Below are 20,019 nucleotides of genomic sequence, written 5' to 3' on the forward strand. Positions count from 1 at the left end.
GGGGGTATGTTTATGTCTCAAAGCACAATTATTATCTGTATTATTGCATTGATAGTTATATTAAACATCTATGCAGGGTATTTTTTCTCAAATGTAGTAATTTTCCCAAAAACTCAGACCTATGATTATACCTTTAGCCGTTCAGTTGAAAATGGAGATTTTAAAGAAGAATTTTATAATAGTCTTGAAAAAGAAGAGGTTTATATAGATTCACCCTACGGCTATAAGCTTCATGGAATATTTTTCCCAAATAACGGTGCTAAAAAAGTTATGATATTCTGCCACGGCATTACTTGGAGCCTTAATGGTTCAATAAAATACATGGAAATATTTTTAAAAAGAGGTTTTGCAGTTTTAATATATGACCATAGAAATCATGGTCTTAGCGGTGGAAGTGACACATCCTTCGGCTACTATGAAAAATATGATTTAAAGGCATGTATCGACTGGGTGGGAAAAAAGTTCGGAAAAGGAACGATAATAGGGCTTCACGGCGAATCTATGGGTTCTGGAGTTTTACTTGAAACTATAGGTATAGATGATAGAATAACCTTTGCTATAGAAGACTGCGGCTACTGCGATTTAGAAGAATTGTTTAAATATCGTCTTTCAAGGGAATATCATATTAAATATTTACCTATAGTTAAACTTGCAAGTTTTGCTACTAAAATTAGAAAAGGCTGGAGATTTTCTGATGTCAGTGCATTAAAACATATAAGCAAAGTAAATATTCCAATTATGTTCGTACATGGAGAATTAGATGATTACGTTCCAACTTACATGAGTAAAAAGATGTATGATATGAAAAAAGGTCCTCATGACCTTTTATACATTGCTCCAAATGCTGCTCATGCACAGGCTTATCTTAAAAATATGAAAGAATATGAGGAAAAAGTGGAAAGTTTCTTAAAAAACATTAATGTAATATAAAACCGGATAAATGCCGGTTTTTTTATGTTTAAAAAATAAAATATAGCACAATATAAAACTAAAAATATTTATAAATATATGGAGGATTATATGGAGCAGCTTCTTGCAGGAATAACATCTATAACTATAAAACAAATCATTATGATAATAATAGGAGGAATATTAATATACCTTGCTATAAAAAAGGACTATGAACCTGCCCTCCTTCTCCCTATGGGATTTGGATGCATACTTGTTAACCTTCCTTTATCCTCTGCAATAAACCAATTAATAAATGGAGAAAGGCAGGAAGGAATATTATCCGTTCTTTTTGAAATAGGTATAATTAATGAGTTATTCCCTCTTCTTATATTTATATCAGTTGGTGCTATGATTGATTTTACTCCTATTCTTCAAAATCCCATTATGCTCTTATTTGGTGCAGCTGCACAGTTTGGTATCTTTCTTACAATGTGTATAGCTACCCTTTTAGGATTTAGTTTAAAGCAGGCTGCTTCAATCGGAATAATAGGAGCAGCTGATGGTCCAACATCTATTATAGTTGCCTCAAAATTTGCAAGGGAGCTTTTAGGTGCTATATCCGTTGCAGCCTATTCCTATATGTCCCTTGTTCCAATAATCCAGCCTCCTGTTATAAAACTTCTTACATCAAAAGAGGAACGAAAAATTAAAATGGCAATAGAAAATAGAGAAGTTTCAAAAGCTGCAAAAATTCTATTTCCAATAATAGTTACAATAATCTCAGGCCTTATTGCTCCTGTTTCAGTGCCTCTTATAGGTTTTTTAATGTTTGGAAATCTATTAAGAGAATGCGGCGTTTTAAACAGGTTATCAGAAGCTGCACAAAAGGAACTTTCAAACATAGTAACAATTCTTCTTGGGCTTACTATTTCTTCAACTATGACAGCTGATAAATTTTTAAGTCCTTATACTATTTTAATAATTATCATGGGACTTATTGCATTTATACTCGATACAGCAGGAGGAGTTTTATTTGCAAAGTTCTTAAATATTTTTTTAAAAAACAAAATTAATCCTATGATAGGAGCTTCTGGAATTTCAGCCTTTCCTATGTCAGCAAGAGTCGTTCATAAATTAGCGCTTAAAGAAGATCCTACAAATTTTCTTTTGATGTATTCAATCAGTGCAAACGTTGCAGGACAAATAGGTTCAATAATAGCGGGTGGTTTAATACTATCCCTTGTTAAATAGACTCTAACTTTCGGAGGAATAAAAATGAATATTATTTCGCAGGAATCACTTTTAAATTTCTACAGAGCTTTAAATATATCCTTAAAAGCTATGCTTGGTATTTTAATTGTTATGATAATTTTCTACATAATAATTATATTATTATCAAAAGCCAAATAAAGGATGTGATAATATGGACATAAAAATAACTGAAACGGTTTTAAGAGATGCAAACCAATCTTTAATTGCAACAAGACTTCCTTTTGAGGATTTTGAAAATATATTAGGATTTCTTGATGAAGCAGGATACTATTCTTTAGAGTGCTGGGGCGGTGCAGTTTTTGATGCCTGTTTGAGATATTTAAAAGAAGACCCTTGGGAAAGACTAAGAAAAATAAAAAGAGTAGTAAAAAAGACAAAGCTTCAGATGCTCCTTCGTGGTCAAAATCTTTTAGGATATAAGCATTATCCTGATGATGTTGTTCGGCTTTTTATAGATAAATCTGTTGAAAATGGTATAGATATTATAAGAATATTTGATGCTCTTAACGACTTTAGAAATATTAAAACTGCAGTTGATGAAACAATAAAAATGAAAGCTCATGCACAAGGCACTATTGTATATACAATAAGTCCAATACACAATACAGAAAACTTTGTAAAACTTGCAAAACAGCTTGAAGACATGGGCGTAGATTCAATATGTATTAAAGACATGGCAGGAATTTTAAGCCCCTTTAAAGCTTTTGAGATAGTAAAAGCTTTAAAGGAATACATAAGAATTCCTATTTTCCTTCATACCCACTGCACTACTATGCTTGGTCCCATGTCCCTATTAAAGGCTGTGGAAGCAGGATGCGATGGTATTGACACAGCTATATCACCCTTCTCAGGAGGAACATCACAGCCTCCAACGGAAACCTTTTATTATATCTTAAAAGAATACGGTTATAATTTAAGTTTAAATGAAGAGATATTAAAAAAGATAAGCTCACATTTTAAAGATATAAGGGATAAATTTTTAGACCATAAAATATTAAATCCCTATGTTCTTGGAGTTGATTCTATGGCACTTATATATCAGGTACCTGGAGGAATGTTATCTAACCTTATTTCTCAGCTTAAAGAACAAAACTGTCTTGAAAAATTAGATGATGTTTTAAAGGAAATACCTAATGTTAGAGCTGAATTGGGATATCCTCCTCTTGTTACCCCAATGAGCCAAATGGTGGGAACTCAAGCTGCAGCTAATGTTTTATCGGGAGAAAAATATAAAGTTATTTTAAAAGAAGTTAAATCCTATGTAAGAGGTGAATATGGGAATCCTCCAGGAAAAATCAATGAAGATTTAAAGAGAAAGATATTAGGAAATGAAGAACCTATTAAATTACGATATGCTGATACGTTAGCACCTATAATTGAAAAAATTAAAAATAGTCCTCCTCAATTTGTCAGAACTGATGAAGATATATTGACATATCTTCTATTCCCTCAGACCGGAGAAACTTTCTTAAAATATAAATATGATGAAAAGGGTTTAGAAAACAAAAAGACTATACACTATGCCATAAAAGCACACCAATAGGAGGATAATCTATGAACAACATTATTGTTACTCTACTGTTAATAAACACGATTTTAGTAGCTGTCGGAGTTTTTTCCTACATTTTTAACAATAGAAAATATAAAACAAATAATAATGAAAAAAGAAATATTAATTATGATAAATTTACAAATAATATAAACAATGAAAATCAAATAATAGGATATTTAGAAGGTGATGCAGAACTTATTGGAAATATCGATGAAGAAACTCTTTGTGTTATTCTTACATCAATTTGTCAAGCTCTAAATAAACCTTTAAACTCAATAAAAATTAAATCCATACGAATAGTTGGAGGTAAAATATGAAATATACAGTAACAATTAACAATCACAAATATGAAGTTGAAGTGGAAGAAGCTGAAAAAAAAGCTGAATTCAGCGATTCCTCTATGCCAATTCCATCTCCTGTAAAGACTCCTTTGACTTCTTCAACTGCTGCAAACTTCAATGATATAATAAAAGCTCCTATGCCTGGGACAATTGTTGATATTAAAGTATCCTTAGGTCAAAATGTAAAAAGCGGTGATGTTCTTCTAATTCTTGAAGCTATGAAGATGGAAAATGAAATTGTATCCCCAAGGGATGGTGCTATTGCGCAAATTCATGTTTCAAAAGGAACATCGGTTAATACTGGAGATGCTTTAATAACATTAAATTAGCATCTCCTTCTCTTTCCTGAAATATGTTCAATATCTATTTTAAACACTTTGGTTTTATTCATATCTTTTTTTACATACTCAAATCCCTCTTTTATATAATCATTAGAGTATTTCTTTATAAGTTCATATAAAGCATCTTCCTTTTGCTCTCCATATACTTCTTTTATTCTTCCAAATACTATTACGCTTTCATAAGCCATACTAAACTTTTTTGAAAGTATTTCAGTTTGACCTACAACACAAAATGAAACCCTATCATTATATTTAAAGTTTTCAAGTTTTTTCCCTTCAGTAGCACAGTGAAATAAAATACTATTTTCTTTATAAACATAGCTTACAGGAACTCCATAAGAATATCCATCTTCCCCAATTGTTGAAAGAACTCCATAAATCCCTTCCTTTAGTATTCTAATACACTCATCAATATCTATTTCTCTATCCTTGCGTCTTAATTCTTTAAACATAAAACCCTCCAGTTTTTTATTTTAAATTCTATCATAATTTGGAGTTTGCCTGCAAGTTATTACCTACCTTTCAAAGCCAAAAAGTTCAATTTCATCTTTCCTTTTTCCCATATATAAATCCAATATAAGCTTTGCGCCTAATACAGCGTATAGTATTCCATTTGAACCATAGCCTATTATATTTTTATCAACAATTACAGTATCAACTCCTGCCTCAGCAAAATAATAGGCACATAGTGCACCAGTAATCCCTCCTCCAATTACAAGTACATCACATTCTATATTTTAACTTAAATATTGATATTTTCTTAAAACAGGATTTACATTAATCCAAAACAACTCTCCACTAACAAGCTTCATAAAATATCCTCCTGAATTTTAATATTGACAATAATTATTATTTGATTATTTGGAAAAATTATTATTTTAATTTAAGTTATAAAAAATATATTATAGGTTACTCTAATAATGACTTACAAGTTTTTATTAGGAGGTATTTTTATGACAAAAAGCAAAAAACGTTTTAAGGCTGAACCAATAGAAAAACACACTGCGGCTCCTTGGGCAAATATTTTAGGAGTTAAACCTTTATCAAATGTTTCAATACCAGATGAATTTAATGTATCTGAAGCTAAGGATTGGGTAGATACAAACGAAAAATAAAGCCTATGCCAAATGGCATAGGCTTTATTTTTAATATTTCTGCTCTGAAAGGCGTTTATAGTTTTCATACCTTTCTCTTGCGTGTTCCTCTGCAGCCTTAAAGAGCTTTTCTGCAGTTTCTGGGAATACATTCATAAGTGATGAATATCTTATTTCTCCTTGTATAAAATCTTTAAAGGATTCTGTAGGCTCTTTAGAATCTAAAATAAAAGGATTCTTTCCTTCGTATTTTAACATTGGATTGTATCTATAAAGATGCCAATAGCCTGAAGCAACTGCCTTTTTCTCCTCTGCTATACTCGTTCCCATTCCCGATTTTATTCCATGATTTATACATGGAGAGTAAGCTATTATAAGGGATGGTCCTTTATAGCTTTCAGCCTCTGCAATTGCTTTTATTGCCTGATTCATATTAGCACCAAGGGCTATTTGTGCAACATAAACATAGCCGTAGCTCATAGCCATAAGACCTAAATCCTTTTTCCTTATCTTTTTGCCCGATGCTGCAAACTTTGCAACAGCTGCTGTAGGTGTTGCTTTTGAGGATTGGCCTCCTGTATTTGAATAAACTTCAGTATCGAGTACCAAAACATTTACATCTTCTCCTGAAGCTAAAACATGGTCTAATCCTCCAAAACCTATATCATATGCCCATCCGTCTCCTCCTATTATCCATTGAGAACGCTTTACGAGGAAATCCTTTTTATCAATTATGTCTTTAATACTATCCTTTCCTGAATAATTATGCTTTTCAAGTTCTCTCAATACAATTTCCGATGCTTTTTTGGATTTTTCACCGTCATCCATAGCCTCAAGCCACATACGGAAAGCTTCCTTTAATCCATCGCTTATGGGCATATCGAGGGATTGCCTCATAATTTCTGCTATGTGTTCTCTTATTTGTTTTACTCCAAGATACATACCAAGACCGAATTCAGCATTATCTTCAAACAGAGAGTTTGCCCATGCTGGACCTTTACCTTCAAAATTAACAGTATAAGGTGTTGATGGAGCGCTTCCGCTGTATATTGAAGAACATCCTGTTGCATTTGCTATCATCATCCTGTCTCCAAAAAGCTGCGTTAAGAGTTTTACATATGGAGTTTCACCGCATCCTGGGCATGCACCGTTAAACTCAAACAAAGGCTTTGCAAACTGGCTTCCTTTTACAGTATATTTATCAACTCTGTCCTCCTTTGGACGAATCGTAGCTGCAAACTCCCAATTTTCAGCTTGAGCTTTAATCTGTTCCTCTGCCATTTTCATTACAATAGCCTTGCCTGGTGCAGGACATACATCTGCGCAGCTTCCGCAACCCGTACAATCGAGAGGGCTAACCTGTATTCTATACTCTAAGCCTTCAAGTCCTTTACCAATTGCAGGCTTTGTAGTAAAACTTTCAGGCTTTTTCTTAGATTCTTCTTCATCAAGAAGGAATGGCCTTATGGTTGCATGAGGGCAAACATAGGCACATTGATTGCACTGAATGCACTTATCTATCTGCCATTCAGGAACCATTACAGCAATTCCGCGTTTTTCATAGGCAGCAGTACCATTAGGGAATGTACCATCTTCTATTCCATTAAATGCGCTTACAGGAAGGTTATCACCCTCAAGCTTTGCCATAGGTATTTGTATATTCTTTATAAAATCCGGAACATTTCCCATCTCTCTAATTTCTTCATTTACAGCATCTGCCCAAGAACTTGGAACGGTAACTTTAATAAGAGCTTCTATTCCTTTATCTACAGCAGCGCAATTCATGTCAACGATTTTTTGTCCTTTTTTACCGTAGGCTTTATTTATTGATTCCTTAAGATATTTTACTGCATCTTCAATGGGTATTACATTGGCCAGTTTAAAAAAGGCTGACTGCATTATCATGTTTATTCTGTTGCCAAGTCCTATATCCCTTGCTATGGATACTGCATCTATAATATAAAAATTTATATTATTTTTAGCAATATAACTCTTTATATTCCCTGGAAGCTTTTCATCAAGTTCGCTTACATTAAAAGGACAATTAAGTACAAAAGTTCCTCCTTTTTTAAGACCTTTAAGTATATCATAATGATATATAAAGGATACATTATGGCAGGCTATATAATCAGCATCATATACAAGGTATGGAGATTTTATAGGCTTTTTACCAAATCTTAAATGGGATACTGTCGTACCTCCAGATTTTTTACTGTCATAGGAAAAATATGCCTGAGCATATAAGTTTGTGTTATCCCCGATAATTTTTACTGCACTCTTATTAGCACCAACAGTTCCATCTGAGCCAAGTCCCCAGAATTTACAGCTTATTGTACCCTCAGGAGTTGTATCTATAATTTCTTTTTCGCAAAGAGATGTATTTGTAACATCATCTTTAATTCCTATTGTAAATGCATCCTTTGGAGCTACATTCTTTAAGTTATCAAATACAGAGAGAATCTGCGATGGTGTTGTATCCTTTGAACCAAGACCGTACCTTCCTCCAACTATTAAAGGCTTATTATCTTTTTCATAAAATACCTTTACAACATCAAGATATAAAGGTTCTGCAACTGAGCCTGGTTCTTTTGTTCTATCGAGGACAGCGATTTTTTTAACAGTCTTTGGAAGTACCTTGAAGAAATAATCGCAGCAGAAAGGCCTGTAAAGATGAACTTTTATACAGCCTACTTTCTCTCCCTTTGACATAAGATAATCTACAACTTCATCTATAGTATCACAAACAGACCCCATCGCTACTATTATATTTTCTGCTTCATTATGACCATAATAATCAAAAGGATGGTAGGAATGACCGCTTATCTTTTCAAACTCTCTCATATAATGCTCAACTATATCAGGAACGGCATTATAAAATTTATTTGAAGCTTCTCTTCCCTGAAAATATATATCGGGATTTTGAGCTGTTCCTCTTGTTACAGGATGTTCAGGACTTAAAGCTCTTTCCCTGAATTCTTTTATTGAATTATAATCAACAATATTTGAAAGATCCTCGTTATCTAAAATTTCAATCTTTTGGTATTCATGAGATGTTCTAAATCCATCAAAAAAGTGTATAAAAGGAATTCTCGATTTAATAGCGCTCAAATGAGCAATACATCCCATGTCATAGGCTTCCTGTACACTCGATGATGCAAGAAGAGCAACTCCGCACTGGCGGCATGCCATAACATCCTGATGATCGCCGAAAATCGATAGTGCATGAGCTGCAACTGCTCTTGCGCTTACATGTAAAACTCCTGGCAGAAGTTCTCCTGCCATTTTATAAAGATTTGGAATCATAAGAAGGAGTCCTTGGGATGCAGTATATGTAGTAGTAAGGGCACCTCCCTGAAGGGAACCGTGCATTGCGCCAGATGCTCCTGCTTCGGACTGCATTTCAACAACCTTTACGCTTTGACCAAAGATATTTTTCATACCATGGGCAGACCATTCATCAACATTTTCTGCCATTGGAGAGGATGGTGTTATAGGAAATATCGCTGCAACTTCTGTAAAGGCATAGGACGCACGTGCAGCTGCCTCATTGCCATCCATTGTCTTCATTTTCTTTGCCATGTTAATCCTCCTTTTTAATAATACTCATATCAGTTTTATTATTTCTAATTGGAGGATAAAAATACATATTTATAATTTTATTTTAAATTTAATATTGATAGAAAATAAAAAAAGATTTATAATATAATTGACCATATGGTCAATTATATTAAGGGGTGATTTGATGCTGGTTCAATTAAAAAATGTAAACAAAAACTTTAAATCTATGCAAAATATTGTATTCTCTTTAAACAGTATAAACCTTGAGGCAGACAAAGGGGAAATTGTAACCATTCTTGGACCTTCCGGCTCTGGGAAATCAACACTTTTAAACATAATAGGAGGAATAGACAGAGCCGACAGCGGCAGCATAATCATAGAAGGTGTAGATTTAAATAAATTAAACGATAAAGAAATTACAAAGTACAGAAGAAATAATATAGGATATATATTTCAATTTTATAATCTTATTCCAAATCTAAATATATATGAAAACATCGAAGTATCAACTAATATCAGCGAAAACCCTTTAAAAATTGAAGAAGTTTTAGATGGGGTTGGAATGCTTGATAAGAGAAACAAATTCCCTCAGGAACTTAGTGGAGGTGAACAACAGAGGGTGTCCATCGCAAGAGCTATTGCAAAAAATCCCAAAATACTGCTATGTGATGAACCTACCGGAGCCCTCGATTATAAAACAGCTAAAGAAATATTAAATCTTTTAGAATATGTAAACAGCAAATATAAAACAACAATATTTATTGTAACCCATAATACTGCCATTAGCAGAATGAGCGATAGAATAATAAGACTAAGAAGCGGTGAAATAGTTGAAAATATAAAGAATAATAATAAAATCTCTGCAAAAGGGGTTGAATGGTAATGGTTTTAAATAAAAAAATAAAAAGAGTTATTTTAAGTCAAAAAGCTGTATATATAGGCTCAATAATCCTTGTAATGTTAAGCTCACTTTTATATACAAACTTTAATATATCTATGAAAAATGTTGAAAAAAATAAGAATCTTTTTCTTAAAATAACAATGATTGAAGATGCAAAGGTGATAACTCAAAAGCCTTTAGAAAACATCTCTGAATTAGAAAATAAATTCAATGTATTAATTGATGAAAGGAAGCAGCTTGATGTTAATATTAATAGCAATACAGTCTTAAGAATATTTGAAAAAACTGAAAAAGTCGATATTTCCTATATTGTTGAAGGAAAGAATATTGAAAGTGATAATGATATTTTACTTGATCCTAATTTTGCAAAGGCTAATAATATTAAAATCGGTGATTATATAGAATTGCCCTTTGGAAAATTTATAGTTAAAGGTTTCTTCTCTATGCCAGATTATATTTATCCATTGAAATCAGATACTGATATGATGGTCAACTATAATAATTTTGGAATAGCAATACTGTCAAAAAATAAAATTAATGAAATAAACAAAGGTATAAACTATTATCTTATAAAATATAAATCAAAGGACTCTTATAAAATAAAGGATTATATTGCAGAAAATAACTTTATAATATTCTATCAGGACATTAAGGATAATCCCCGCTACAGTTTTGTTGATGCCAAGCTTATGGGATCTACTAAAATGGGTTCAGCCCTTCCTGTTATTATTCTTCTTTTAACATCGCTGCTCGTGTGTATAGTAATTTGGAGGATTATAAAGACTGAGTTTTCACAAATCGGTACGCTTTATGCCTTAGGGTATACTAAAAAAGAAATTCTTTTTCACTATCTATCCTATGGTAACATTATAGCGCTTTTAGGCGGTGTATCAGGAACAATACTTGGTCTTATTTTTGTAAAACCATTAACTAGTTTTTTTATCAGCTATTTTAATATACCTTTAATAGAAAATTTATTTGATATAAAGTATATAATAATAAGTCTACTGATTCCCTATATATTTATTATTCCTGCTATTTCCTTTGTAACTTTAAAGGCTCTTAGGTTATCTCCTGTTAATCTTATGAGAGGAAACAATGAAATAATTAAAATTGGGATCCTAGAGAAAAAAATTAATATTACTAAATTGAAATTCATATCTAAATTCAGGATAAGAGAGGTTACCAGAAGCCTTCCCCGTCTATTTGTATTAATATTTGGTATTACTATTGCTTCTATGTTTTTGCTCTTAGGATTTTTATATAAAAATTCAATAGATTATCTATTAAATCAAAGTATGAATGAAGTTTATAAATATGAATATAATTATGTTCTTAAAGCTTATGAAGACGATAATAACTATGGAGGCGAAGAATACAACCTATCAGCTTTTAAAGTTGAAAACAAAATAGAAAGTTTTGCTGTTTTAGGAATAAAGCCCGATTCAAAGATGATTAACCTTACAGATGAATCTGGTAAAAGCATTTCTATCAATAGTGTTATTGCAACCCGTCCACTATCAAATACTCTAAATATAAAAGAAGGGGATAAAATTATAATTACAAATAAATATAGCAATAAAAAATACGAAATAAAGATAGATAAGATAGCTGAAGTTTATACAGGAAATAACATTTATATGCCTCTTTCAGATTTTAACAAGATTATGAATTTAAATGAAAATTCGTTTATAGGTATATTTAGCAGCAACAAATTAAACATTGATGAGGATAAAATACTGAAATTCGAAACCAAAAAAGACTTTGAAGAAGCATTTAAAACAATACTAAATCCACTGAAAGCGTCTTTTGCTGTTATTTCACTATTTGCATTTGTAATATCACTTGTTGTAATATATATAATAACTGGAATTTCTATAGAGGAGAATAAAAATAATATATCAATGTTTAAAATATTTGGATATACAAATAATGAAATAAACAGCCTAATATTAAACACTGCAACAATACCAGTTATAGTAGGTTTTTTAATCTCTATACCGCTTCTTATAAAATCAATGGATGCTCTTTTCAGAAGTTTTTCAAAGGGTATAGACTTTGCATTCCCTTTAAAGCTTGAACCTTTATCAATCGTTTTAAGCTTTATAATTATGATTGGTATTTATGAACTTTCAAAATATCTTTCTAAGAAAAAAATATTAAATATATCTTTGTCGGAGGCACTAAAATCTCAAAGGGAGTAGATATATTGAACATTTCATTTGATAATTTACCAGAAGATAAAAAAAACAAAATAATACAATCTGCACTTAATGAGTTTGCAGCAAAAGGCTATGAGAGAGCTTCAACTAATGTTATTGTTGAAAATGCAGAGATTTCAAAGGGCTTGCTGTTTTATTATTTTAAAAGTAAAAAAGGTCTTTACATCTTTCTACTAAATTATGTGATACCTATTATGTACCAAAAATTTTATGAATATGCAGATATGAATATAACAGATTTTTTTGAAAGGCTTAAAAATTGGCAGGTAGCAAAGCTTACTCTATTTGAAAAACTTCCCCTTGAGACCAAATTCTTAATAAAAGCATTTACAGACATCCCAAAGGAATTAAAGAATGATATATTAATAATATATAGTAAATATACACAGGATGGTTTTAGAATGATATTTGATAACATAGATTATTCAAATTTCAGGAACGATATAGATAAGCAAAAGGCAATAAATACAATAATCTGGACATTAGAAAGCTATGGAAACAAATACATGAAGGAAAACTTAGATGAACATGGAAATTTAATTATTAAAAAAGATGTGATTTTAAATGATATTTCAGATTATATAGAAATTCTAAAATACGGAGTAAAGGAATAGGTTAAACAATAAATCTATTCCTTTTATTTTTATAAGAAGTTCTTTAAAAGCTTAAAAATATTAAATGTTGTCCGTTATAAACTTTATTGCATATAATATATTTTAATTTATAATTACATTTTATATTTTCCCATAATATGTTACAGCGAAAAACAAATAAATTTTAAAGATATATCAAGTATGATATATATATTTTTAAAGTACCGTATCCTGTAGACTGTATTTTTAAACTATAATATTTGCTATAAATTTTTGGTATTATATAAGCTGTCTGCGCTGGAAGAATTTTTTTTGAATAATCCTGTATCCATGTTATATTGTCAGGGCTGTATTGACTCGCTGCTGTAACTTCATAGCCGCCTAAATTGCTTATAAATACTGTTGCCTGAATTAAATGGCTAAAATCAATAGGACTACTACTTACAGTTCCATTTATATAATTCAATTTTTCCTCATAATCGTTATACTTTACAATGCTTTGCCCAAAGGGTACTGGAGAGTCGAGGCTGTAAGCAATTTCAAGGCATGGAATATTATCATAGATTTTGTTATAGGAAGAACCAAAGGTAAGCATATCAAATCTGCCCCCCTCCCCTTTTAATAAAAGCCCTTTATTTATAAGCATACCATTTTTCCATTTTTGAACTATGTTAGTTAAATTGAGCTCTATCTTTCCACTTTTTTTATATATTAAATGATAGTTTATAGGACTTACATAAATTTTAGGTTGAAAGCTATAAACTGTAAAATCTCCAAAATCCTCAAGGAGAGGATATATACCAATTGCATATAAAGCAGTTGGATTTGTCCTTTCAAGGAGATTAAGGTAAAGTTTTGCAGAGGTGATTTGTGCCCTTTCAGGAAGAGTAGATAAATCAAAAAAAATATAGCTTTTATAAAATCCTTCATCATCCCTGCCGCATTTTATAACTTCCTCTTTAAAGTTTTTATCAGGCTCAGAGCTTTTTATAGTCAAGCTCCTTTCAGATATAAATTTACCTGTCATAAAATCACCTCTGCAAAATGATTATTCTGCAACATAATAAATTAAATTATTCTTTGATTTTTTAAATTCTTCTTCAAGCAAGTCTATACTTTTTCCTAAGCAATAATTTTTTGCAGTATTTATACCATTTAATATTAGCCTCCTTCTTAAGGCAGGACTTCTAAATAAAATCTTTAATTTGTCTTTTAAATCCCTTATATTTCCTCTTTCATACATAATACAGTTTTTATTATGAATTGCATATTCTTTTACTCCTTCATTATCTGAAGTTACAACACAACACCCACTGCTCATTGCTTCAAGGGGCGGGAGGGAAAATGCTTCATAATATGAACCTGATACATAAATATCGCTTTCTCTATAAAGCCTTGATAATTCATCCTGTGTCGGACTTATACTATACTGAATATTAAGCTTGCCATTATAATATATTTTGCTTGGTATAGTTTGAGTAGCCCAAGAAATTTTAAATAAATACCCTTCCTCTTTTAATTCATACAAAGCCCTAATAATATCATCATGCCCTTTAAATTTAAGGCTGTCTGAACCTACTATTAATATTTTAAAAGGTAATGTTATTCTTTTTTTAACAGGATAAAAAACATTATTGTCAACAGCATTAGGAATTTTAACAGAATTTCTTTTAAAAATATCCTTAATCTTTCTTTGCATAACATTTGAAACCGTTAATATTCTTACAGGTAAATTGTATGCAGTATAAGCAGTATTCCTTATTAAAGGCTCAATTTCTTCCCATTCAAATATATAAAAATCCCCTTGAGATAAATAATATTTTAAAGGTGCCAAAGTCATTAAAGCATCAACTATTAAATCGTAATATCCAGCAATTACAATATCACAGGGATATACTGCTCTATAAAGTTCAACATCTTCCTTAACCTGTATATAGGAACAATTGGTTTTAAACCACTCCATTTTAGGAAGGTGTGAGTATAAAGTTACTCTATGTCCTCTTTCAGATAAAAGATTTGCCTGATTTAATATGACCTTTAGTCCGCCAGTTTGAATATTATGAGGAAGAAGATAAGCTATATCAAATTTTTCTTTAGTTTTCAAAGATTCAACTTCTATTTTTTTATAATTTATATTTAAAAGTTCAAGTTTCATTTTACATATATCTGCCTTTTCATAATCTTCATCAATAATTGCCCTGTTTATCTCTAAAATTATATCCTTATTGTAGAATTCCTGAGCTAAAATATTAATCCTTTTATTAAAATTATCAAAACGTATTTTATCATAATCTATCATTATTCAATCTCCCTTCCAAAAGCAGAATGATAGACGAATTAAAAGCTGTCATTGGAAGTATTTCAACTTTTTTTACTTTATACTTTTTAAAATCTGAAATTTTCCATAAACTTTTGTGTTCCTCAAGATTGTTATCAAGATAAGTTTGCTTTGAAGGTATTGCAGGAGTGCATACTAAAAGGTTTTTACATATTTGTAATAAAGATTCAATTATTTCTTCCCCCTCATTTTTATTAAAATGCTCAAGTACATCTATCATAAGTATTAAATCATAACTGTATTTTAAACTTTTTATAACTTCCTGTACAAATCCAAAATAGACTTTGTTATATACATATTCATATATTGGATTTTTATAATCTTTATATCCCTCAATTCCATCTATTATTACTTCCCATTTATCTTTTGAATATCTTTCATTTGAAATATCAAGAATTTCTCTTAAAAGGACTCCGTATTTTCCAAAGCCTATCCCAACATCAAGTATACTTTTTGGATTTTGAGAAAGTGCTATATCAAGTATTGTTGATATCTGTCCATAATAGCTTGTAGGCATAAAATCACCTCTTTTATTTCTGATTTATTATATGACAATTTTTTCTATATAAACACAATTTTTAACATGCTTTCATACAATATATAGCAGAAAGGGTATCATAAAACATTCCTTTTTAATATAGAGGTGAAATATATGCCCAACAATATAATCTTTAATGAAACGGCTGAAGAATTAAAGGCCCAGGTTTTTGGACTTAAAGGTACTACTCTTCAATCGTTGCAGCTTGATGATAGTGGAAATTTGATGATAAGCGGAAGCATGACAGTATCAGGGCCTGTAACAGTTGTTGCCGAAAGCTTAAGCATAAGGGCTTTATCAGGAGATACTGACTCTGTGGCTATCTCTGGTACTGTTACTGTTGCAGGTACTGTAACAGTTGGGAATACCGTAACCGTTGTTGCAGAAAGCTTAAGTATTAGATCTTTATCTGCTGATACCGATACAGTATCAATAGGCGGGACGGTTAACGTAATTAAAACAGGTAATTCCTTTACAGAAAATAATGCTACTATAACGGATGTTGCTGGTACTGGAGTTACTCTTTTATTTGACAGTTCTCAGCAGACTCTTTATTCCTACTACGTAAAGAATAATGCTGCAAACACAATTCAAGTAAGGCTTCAAATATCACCTACAGACAATGATGATTACTTTATAAACGACCAGACAGTTGCAACAGATGTTTCTCCAGAATCTGCTGTTGTTATTGCTCCAAAATATTTCTTAAGATATACAAGGCTTTATTATGACACTGGAACTTATACAGCTGACTTTGAAGCCTACTGCAATGGTCATGTATAATATCTGCCGGTTTAACCGGCAGATACATAGCTTTATGGGGGGATTAACTTGTCTATAAGTTTATGTATGATTGTTAAAAACGAAGAGGAAAATATTAAAAGATGCCTTGATAGTGTTTGCGATATAGTTGATGAAATAATAATCGTTGATACAGGTTCCAGCGATAGAACTATTGAAATTGCTAAAAATTATAATGCAAGGATCTATAACTTTGAGTGGAATAACAATTTTAGCGATGCAAGAAATTTAAGCCTTGAAAAGGCAAGTTGTGATTGGATACTTATTATGGATGCCGATGATGAGTTTGAAAGGGAGGATAAAGATAAACTTTTAAATCTAACAAAAAATGAAAATGTAAACGCCTATTTTCTTCAAACTTTAAGCTATGTTGGAGAAAATAAAGGTCTTGATATCATCATGAATCTTAATGTAAGGCTTATAAGAAATAAAACGAGATATAGATTTTATGGAGCAATACATGAGCAGATTAAACCAAATGATATAGATGAAAATAAGAAAGATGCTATTAAGGTTGAAGATGTTAGATTTTATCACTATGGCTATTTAAACAAAACAGTAAAAGATAAAGATAAAAGAAAGCGCAACATGGAAATTATTCAAAAAGAACTTGAAAAAGAACCAAATAACAGCTTTATGCAATTTAATATGGGCTGCGAGTATTATGCCCTCGGAGATTTTAAAAAAGCATTGGAATACTATGAAGAATGCTATAAAAATTTTAATCCAAACCTTGGGTATACTCCAAAACTTTTAATGAGAATGGCCACCTGCTATGATCAGCTCGGAATATATGAAAAGGAATTTTGGATGATTGAAACCGGACTTAGACTATATCCTAACTTTACTGATCTTGAATTTTTAAAGGCAAACACATACTTTAATCTTCAAAAATATACTCTATCAATTAAATCTTTAAATAAATGTATTGAAATGGGAGAACCTCCCTCTTATTTAAACTGTCTTGTTGGTGTTGGAACCTATAGACCTTATTTTCTTCTTTCAAGCATATATTATATTAACGGAGACTTCGATGAATCGTATAAATGCTGTATTGAAATATTAAAAATACGTCCAAACTGCATGGACGCCTTTTATAGAATTGCTGATATATTATTCGAACAAAATAAGGAAATTAATGAAATAAAACAAAATCTTGAAAGTTTTTTTGGAGGAAAACTCGATGCCATATCCTATATTACACTTTGCGATATATTCTTTTCAAAGGGTAAATATGATGCAGCCTATGAATATATTTTAAAAGCAGAGAACTTTTCTGAATATAAAGAAACTATATCATACTATAAAGGCATGTGCCTTTTTTATCAAAAAAAATTCTTCAATGCAAAGGAATGTTTTAAAACTTTAAAATCAGAAGACTTTTATAGCAAATCAATATATTACATCATACTTTGTGACATACTTACTGGAAACATGTCTATAGCCTTAAAGATGCTTAAAAAGGCTGAGGAATTTGAAAGCAGCGATAAAATAATAATTTATAAGTCCTTCCGCGATTTATTATTAAATAAAAAATGTAATGCTCTAAGCAATGATAAAGAGGATTCTAAAAAATATTTAAGTTTAATCTTTGAACTTTTATCTATTCTATTAAAACTTCAAAGATTTGATGAGTTTGAAAAAGCCCTTGAAATGCTGAATTTAATTGAAAGTGATGAAGTGCTTTTGGAGCTTGCAAAACTATATTACAATAACGGTTATTATAAACAAGCCTATAAGGAATTTATAAGGTCAATTAAATTGTTTGATAAAATAGATGCCCAAGGGCTTGATATGATGAAAAAATCGCTGATGATGATTAATTCAGGCAAAAAATAATTTTCTTCACTTATAATTTTATTAAATTTGATAAGAAACACTTTTGAAATTTAAGCTAATATTATAAAATTTATATTTAAAGTTTAAAAAAGCTACATTTCTATTAAGAAAAAGTCCATAATACTGCTAAAGTCAATATAAAACGAATTTTAGAAGCTCTTGCCTTGTTGACGCAGAAAATTATAGAACTTTTGGTTGTTTGAGCGGAGCGAGTTTCCAAAAGTTCTTAATTTTCAAGGAAACGAGGCTTAGAGCTTCTTAATAAGTGAAAAAGATTGGCTGTGCAGTATTATGGACTTTATTTTATTAAAATGCATAATTCCAAAGATTCAATGAATAACTTTAAGTTCTGGTAAATTTAAAGGTTTACACATTCCCTTCTATCTCATCCCACTTTTTACTCTTATATTTAAAGAAATAAAGAATTACACTTCCATCAAAAATCCATTGTATTGCAGTTACAACCCATACATAAACCACATTAAGTTTAAGTATAAATATTACAAAATACATTAGAGGTATTCTTATTAACCAGCTTGATATTAAAGATACTTTAAAGGGAGTTTTTGTATCGCCAGCCCCCTTCATTGCACCTGCTAATATCATTGATATACCCATAAAAGGCTGCTCAATAGATGCTACCATAAGACAGCTGCTTCCAAGAGCAATTGTATCCTTTTCCTTTATAAATATTTTAATCAACAAGTCGGGTATTGTTAAAAATAAAATAGAACATAAAAGCATTATGCCTGTACCAAAAAACATTGCTATATATGCATACTCCCTTGCGTTTTTATAATCTTTTGCACCTATTCTTTGTCCAACAAGAGCCGTTGATGCCACTGCAAAACCCCATCCTGGCATAAAGGATATCGACTCTATTGTTGTAGTAATTGTATTTGCAGCAAAGGCTAAGGTTCCAATGTGCATTATAAATGAAAGCGAAACAAGCCTGCTTATATTAAAAGCGGCCTCCTGCATTCCAGATGGAATTGCAAGTTTTACTATTTTAGACATATAATCTTTATTAATTTCCTTTAAATATTTTAGTTTAATTCTAAAATCGGAATAATATCTATAATATATCATGAGAAATATAAATCCTGTTATATAAGCAGTTGTTGTAGCTACTGCTGAACCCATTATCCCCATTTCTTTAAATCCTAATCTTCCATATATGAGCATCCAATCGAGGGATATTGTTATAATATTTATAATTACAGAAACTATTAGAGGAGTTACAGTATTTCCTGTCCCTCTAAGTCCTGAATTTAAAATACTGCATAACATGTTAAAAAAAGCTCCAATAGATACTATCCTCATAAATCTGCTTCCATAATAGAGTACCTCTCCCTTTGCACCTGCAAGTAAAAGTATTTGTTTTGAAAATACTCCAAGAATAAAAGCTATAACTGCTGCAACAATTCCTCCTATTATAAGGCCTTGGCTTAAGTATCTTTCAGCATTATCTTTTTCTCCTGCCCCTGTCATCTGTGCAACCATAGTAGTAACACCAACGCTTATTCCAACAGCTATAAATATATTAGCAATTGTATATATTATTTCAGAGCTGAAGGATACTGAACTTACAGCAATATTACCCCCATAATTCCCTACAAAGGCAGTATCTACTACCCACACCATCATGTATAAAATCATTTCTCCAACAGCTGGCAGGGCAATCTTCAAAACTTCACTGATTTTATGCAAAAAAATCCCCCCTTACAATGCTACATAT

At 31.0% G+C, this 20,019-nt stretch carries 19 protein-coding genes; 12 read left to right on the plus strand and 7 right to left on the minus strand.

The genetic code is table 11. The features are described from left to right. Positions 1-12: 12 nt before the first annotated feature. The 6 genes from B5D15_RS02505 to B5D15_RS02525 all read left to right on the plus strand — a co-directional run bounded on the left by B5D15_RS02505 (position 13) and on the right by B5D15_RS02525 (position 4,385). The gene (locus tag B5D15_RS02505) at positions 13-930 is read left to right on the plus strand and encodes an alpha/beta hydrolase (RefSeq protein ID WP_179122161.1); all 918 of its coding nucleotides are present in this window, start codon (positions 13-15) and stop codon (positions 928-930) included. A gap of 90 nt (positions 931-1,020) precedes the next feature. After that, complete coding sequence (locus tag B5D15_RS02510) at positions 1,021-2,142, plus strand: sodium ion-translocating decarboxylase subunit beta (protein ID WP_078695534.1); 1,122 nt, start codon at positions 1,021-1,023, stop codon at positions 2,140-2,142. A 24-nt stretch (positions 2,143-2,166) separates the two neighbouring features. Then, positions 2,167-2,301, plus strand: a complete 135-nt coding sequence (locus tag B5D15_RS15745) for a hypothetical protein (RefSeq protein WP_278305442.1) — start codon at positions 2,167-2,169, stop codon at positions 2,299-2,301. Positions 2,302-2,314: 13 nt separating this feature from the next. Further along, complete coding sequence (locus B5D15_RS02515) at positions 2,315-3,706, plus strand: pyruvate carboxylase subunit B (protein WP_078695535.1); 1,392 nt, start codon at positions 2,315-2,317, stop codon at positions 3,704-3,706. A gap of 11 nt (positions 3,707-3,717) precedes the next feature. Then, a complete protein-coding gene (locus B5D15_RS02520) occupies positions 3,718-4,032 on the plus strand; it encodes a hypothetical protein (RefSeq protein ID WP_078695536.1) in 315 nt (104 codons plus the stop codon). After that, positions 4,029-4,385 carry an acyl-CoA carboxylase biotin carboxyl carrier protein subunit gene (locus tag B5D15_RS02525; RefSeq protein WP_078695537.1) on the plus strand — a complete coding sequence of 119 codons (357 nt, stop codon included), beginning with the start codon at positions 4,029-4,031 and terminating at the stop codon, positions 4,383-4,385. The genes B5D15_RS02520 and B5D15_RS02525 overlap by 4 nt, the downstream gene beginning before the upstream one ends. Here the strand turns inward: B5D15_RS02525 and B5D15_RS02530 are convergent. Next, on the minus strand, positions 4,382-4,849 hold the full coding sequence (locus B5D15_RS02530; protein WP_179122162.1) for a pyridoxamine 5'-phosphate oxidase family protein: 468 nt from the start codon (positions 4,847-4,849) through the stop codon (positions 4,382-4,384). The genes B5D15_RS02525 and B5D15_RS02530 overlap by 4 nt on opposite strands. 63 nt (positions 4,850-4,912) lie before the next feature. After that, positions 4,913-5,131 (minus strand): FAD-dependent oxidoreductase, encoded by a 219-nt coding sequence (locus B5D15_RS15845; protein ID WP_078695628.1) that lies wholly within the window; start codon positions 5,129-5,131, stop codon positions 4,913-4,915. Between the two features lie 219 nt (positions 5,132-5,350). On the opposite strand from B5D15_RS15845, the gene B5D15_RS02540 reads away from it, so the two are divergent. Beyond that, positions 5,351-5,512 (plus strand): CDIF630_02480 family spore surface protein, encoded by a 162-nt coding sequence (locus tag B5D15_RS02540; RefSeq protein WP_078695539.1) that lies wholly within the window; start codon positions 5,351-5,353, stop codon positions 5,510-5,512. A 30-nt stretch (positions 5,513-5,542) separates the two neighbouring features. Here B5D15_RS02540 and nifJ read toward each other — a convergent pair whose 3' ends face one another. Continuing rightward, positions 5,543-9,070, minus strand: a complete 3,528-nt coding sequence (gene nifJ, locus B5D15_RS02545; RefSeq protein ID WP_078695540.1) for a pyruvate:ferredoxin (flavodoxin) oxidoreductase — start codon at positions 9,068-9,070, stop codon at positions 5,543-5,545. Positions 9,071-9,233: 163 nt separating this feature from the next. Here nifJ and B5D15_RS02550 point away from each other — a divergent pair, with 163 nt between their 5' ends. The 3 genes from B5D15_RS02550 to B5D15_RS02560 are packed head-to-tail and all read left to right on the plus strand — an operon-like array spanning position 9,234 to position 12,786. After that, positions 9,234-9,932 (plus strand): ABC transporter ATP-binding protein, encoded by a 699-nt coding sequence (locus B5D15_RS02550; RefSeq protein ID WP_078695541.1) that lies wholly within the window; start codon positions 9,234-9,236, stop codon positions 9,930-9,932. Then, positions 9,932-12,154 carry an ABC transporter permease gene (locus B5D15_RS02555; protein WP_179122163.1) on the plus strand — a complete coding sequence of 741 codons (2,223 nt, stop codon included), beginning with the start codon at positions 9,932-9,934 and terminating at the stop codon, positions 12,152-12,154. The genes B5D15_RS02550 and B5D15_RS02555 overlap by 1 nt, the downstream gene beginning before the upstream one ends. A gap of 5 nt (positions 12,155-12,159) precedes the next feature. Continuing rightward, entirely contained in the window at positions 12,160-12,786 is a 627-nt protein-coding gene (locus B5D15_RS02560) for a TetR/AcrR family transcriptional regulator (RefSeq protein WP_179122164.1), read from the plus strand. A 163-nt stretch (positions 12,787-12,949) separates the two neighbouring features. Here B5D15_RS02560 and B5D15_RS02565 read toward each other — a convergent pair whose 3' ends face one another. The 3 genes from B5D15_RS02565 to B5D15_RS02575 are packed head-to-tail and all read right to left on the minus strand — an operon-like array spanning position 12,950 to position 15,620. Continuing rightward, positions 12,950-13,792: a DNRLRE domain-containing protein gene (locus tag B5D15_RS02565; protein ID WP_078695544.1), complete on the minus strand. Its 843-nt coding sequence runs from the start codon at positions 13,790-13,792 to the stop codon at positions 12,950-12,952. A 21-nt stretch (positions 13,793-13,813) separates the two neighbouring features. Then, positions 13,814-15,064: a glycosyltransferase family 4 protein gene (locus B5D15_RS02570; RefSeq protein ID WP_078695545.1), complete on the minus strand. Its 1,251-nt coding sequence runs from the start codon at positions 15,062-15,064 to the stop codon at positions 13,814-13,816. Next, entirely contained in the window at positions 15,051-15,620 is a 570-nt protein-coding gene (locus B5D15_RS02575; RefSeq protein WP_078695546.1) for a class I SAM-dependent methyltransferase, read from the minus strand. The genes B5D15_RS02570 and B5D15_RS02575 overlap by 14 nt, the downstream gene beginning before the upstream one ends. Before the next feature lie 135 nt (positions 15,621-15,755). On the opposite strand from B5D15_RS02575, the gene B5D15_RS02580 reads away from it, so the two are divergent. Next, positions 15,756-16,424 (plus strand): DUF6385 domain-containing protein, encoded by a 669-nt coding sequence (locus B5D15_RS02580; protein ID WP_078695547.1) that lies wholly within the window; start codon positions 15,756-15,758, stop codon positions 16,422-16,424. Positions 16,425-16,472: 48 nt separating this feature from the next. Further along, the gene (locus B5D15_RS02585) at positions 16,473-18,281 is read left to right on the plus strand and encodes a TPR domain-containing glycosyltransferase (RefSeq protein WP_078695548.1); all 1,809 of its coding nucleotides are present in this window, start codon (positions 16,473-16,475) and stop codon (positions 18,279-18,281) included. 366 nt (positions 18,282-18,647) lie between these two features. On the opposite strand, the gene B5D15_RS02590 is transcribed toward B5D15_RS02585, so the two are convergent. Then, the gene (locus B5D15_RS02590) at positions 18,648-19,991 is read right to left on the minus strand and encodes an MATE family efflux transporter (protein WP_278305443.1); all 1,344 of its coding nucleotides are present in this window, start codon (positions 19,989-19,991) and stop codon (positions 18,648-18,650) included. Between the last annotated feature and the right edge of the window lie 28 nt (positions 19,992-20,019).

This window comes from Caloramator quimbayensis (assembly GCF_900167605.1).
Taxonomy (GTDB): domain Bacteria; phylum Bacillota; class Clostridia; order Clostridiales; family Caloramatoraceae; genus Caloramator_B; species Caloramator_B quimbayensis.

Excerpts from the sequence above, each read along its gene's own strand:
- B5D15_RS02505 (WP_179122161.1), top strand. The coding sequence starts at position 13 with ATGTCTCAAAGCACAATTATTATCTGTATTATTGCATTGATAGTTATA.
- B5D15_RS02530 (WP_179122162.1), bottom strand. The coding sequence starts at position 4,849 with ATGTTTAAAGAATTAAGACGCAAGGATAGAGAAATAGATATTGATGAG.
- nifJ (WP_078695540.1), bottom strand. The coding sequence starts at position 9,070 with ATGGCAAAGAAAATGAAGACAATGGATGGCAATGAGGCAGCTGCACGT.
- B5D15_RS02515 (WP_078695535.1), top strand. The coding sequence starts at position 2,315 with ATGGACATAAAAATAACTGAAACGGTTTTAAGAGATGCAAACCAATCT.
- B5D15_RS02575 (WP_078695546.1), bottom strand. The coding sequence starts at position 15,620 with ATGCCTACAAGCTATTATGGACAGATATCAACAATACTTGATATAGCA.
- B5D15_RS02525 (WP_078695537.1), top strand. The coding sequence starts at position 4,029 with ATGAAATATACAGTAACAATTAACAATCACAAATATGAAGTTGAAGTG.
- B5D15_RS02565 (WP_078695544.1), bottom strand. The coding sequence starts at position 13,792 with ATGACAGGTAAATTTATATCTGAAAGGAGCTTGACTATAAAAAGCTCT.
- B5D15_RS02540 (WP_078695539.1), top strand. The coding sequence starts at position 5,351 with ATGACAAAAAGCAAAAAACGTTTTAAGGCTGAACCAATAGAAAAACAC.
- B5D15_RS02580 (WP_078695547.1), top strand. The coding sequence starts at position 15,756 with ATGCCCAACAATATAATCTTTAATGAAACGGCTGAAGAATTAAAGGCC.
- B5D15_RS02555 (WP_179122163.1), top strand. The coding sequence starts at position 9,932 with ATGGTTTTAAATAAAAAAATAAAAAGAGTTATTTTAAGTCAAAAAGCT.
- B5D15_RS02520 (WP_078695536.1), top strand. The coding sequence starts at position 3,718 with ATGAACAACATTATTGTTACTCTACTGTTAATAAACACGATTTTAGTA.
- B5D15_RS15745 (WP_278305442.1), top strand. The coding sequence starts at position 2,167 with ATGAATATTATTTCGCAGGAATCACTTTTAAATTTCTACAGAGCTTTA.
- B5D15_RS02510 (WP_078695534.1), top strand. The coding sequence starts at position 1,021 with ATGGAGCAGCTTCTTGCAGGAATAACATCTATAACTATAAAACAAATC.
- B5D15_RS02570 (WP_078695545.1), bottom strand. The coding sequence starts at position 15,064 with ATGATAGATTATGATAAAATACGTTTTGATAATTTTAATAAAAGGATT.
- B5D15_RS02550 (WP_078695541.1), top strand. The coding sequence starts at position 9,234 with ATGCTGGTTCAATTAAAAAATGTAAACAAAAACTTTAAATCTATGCAA.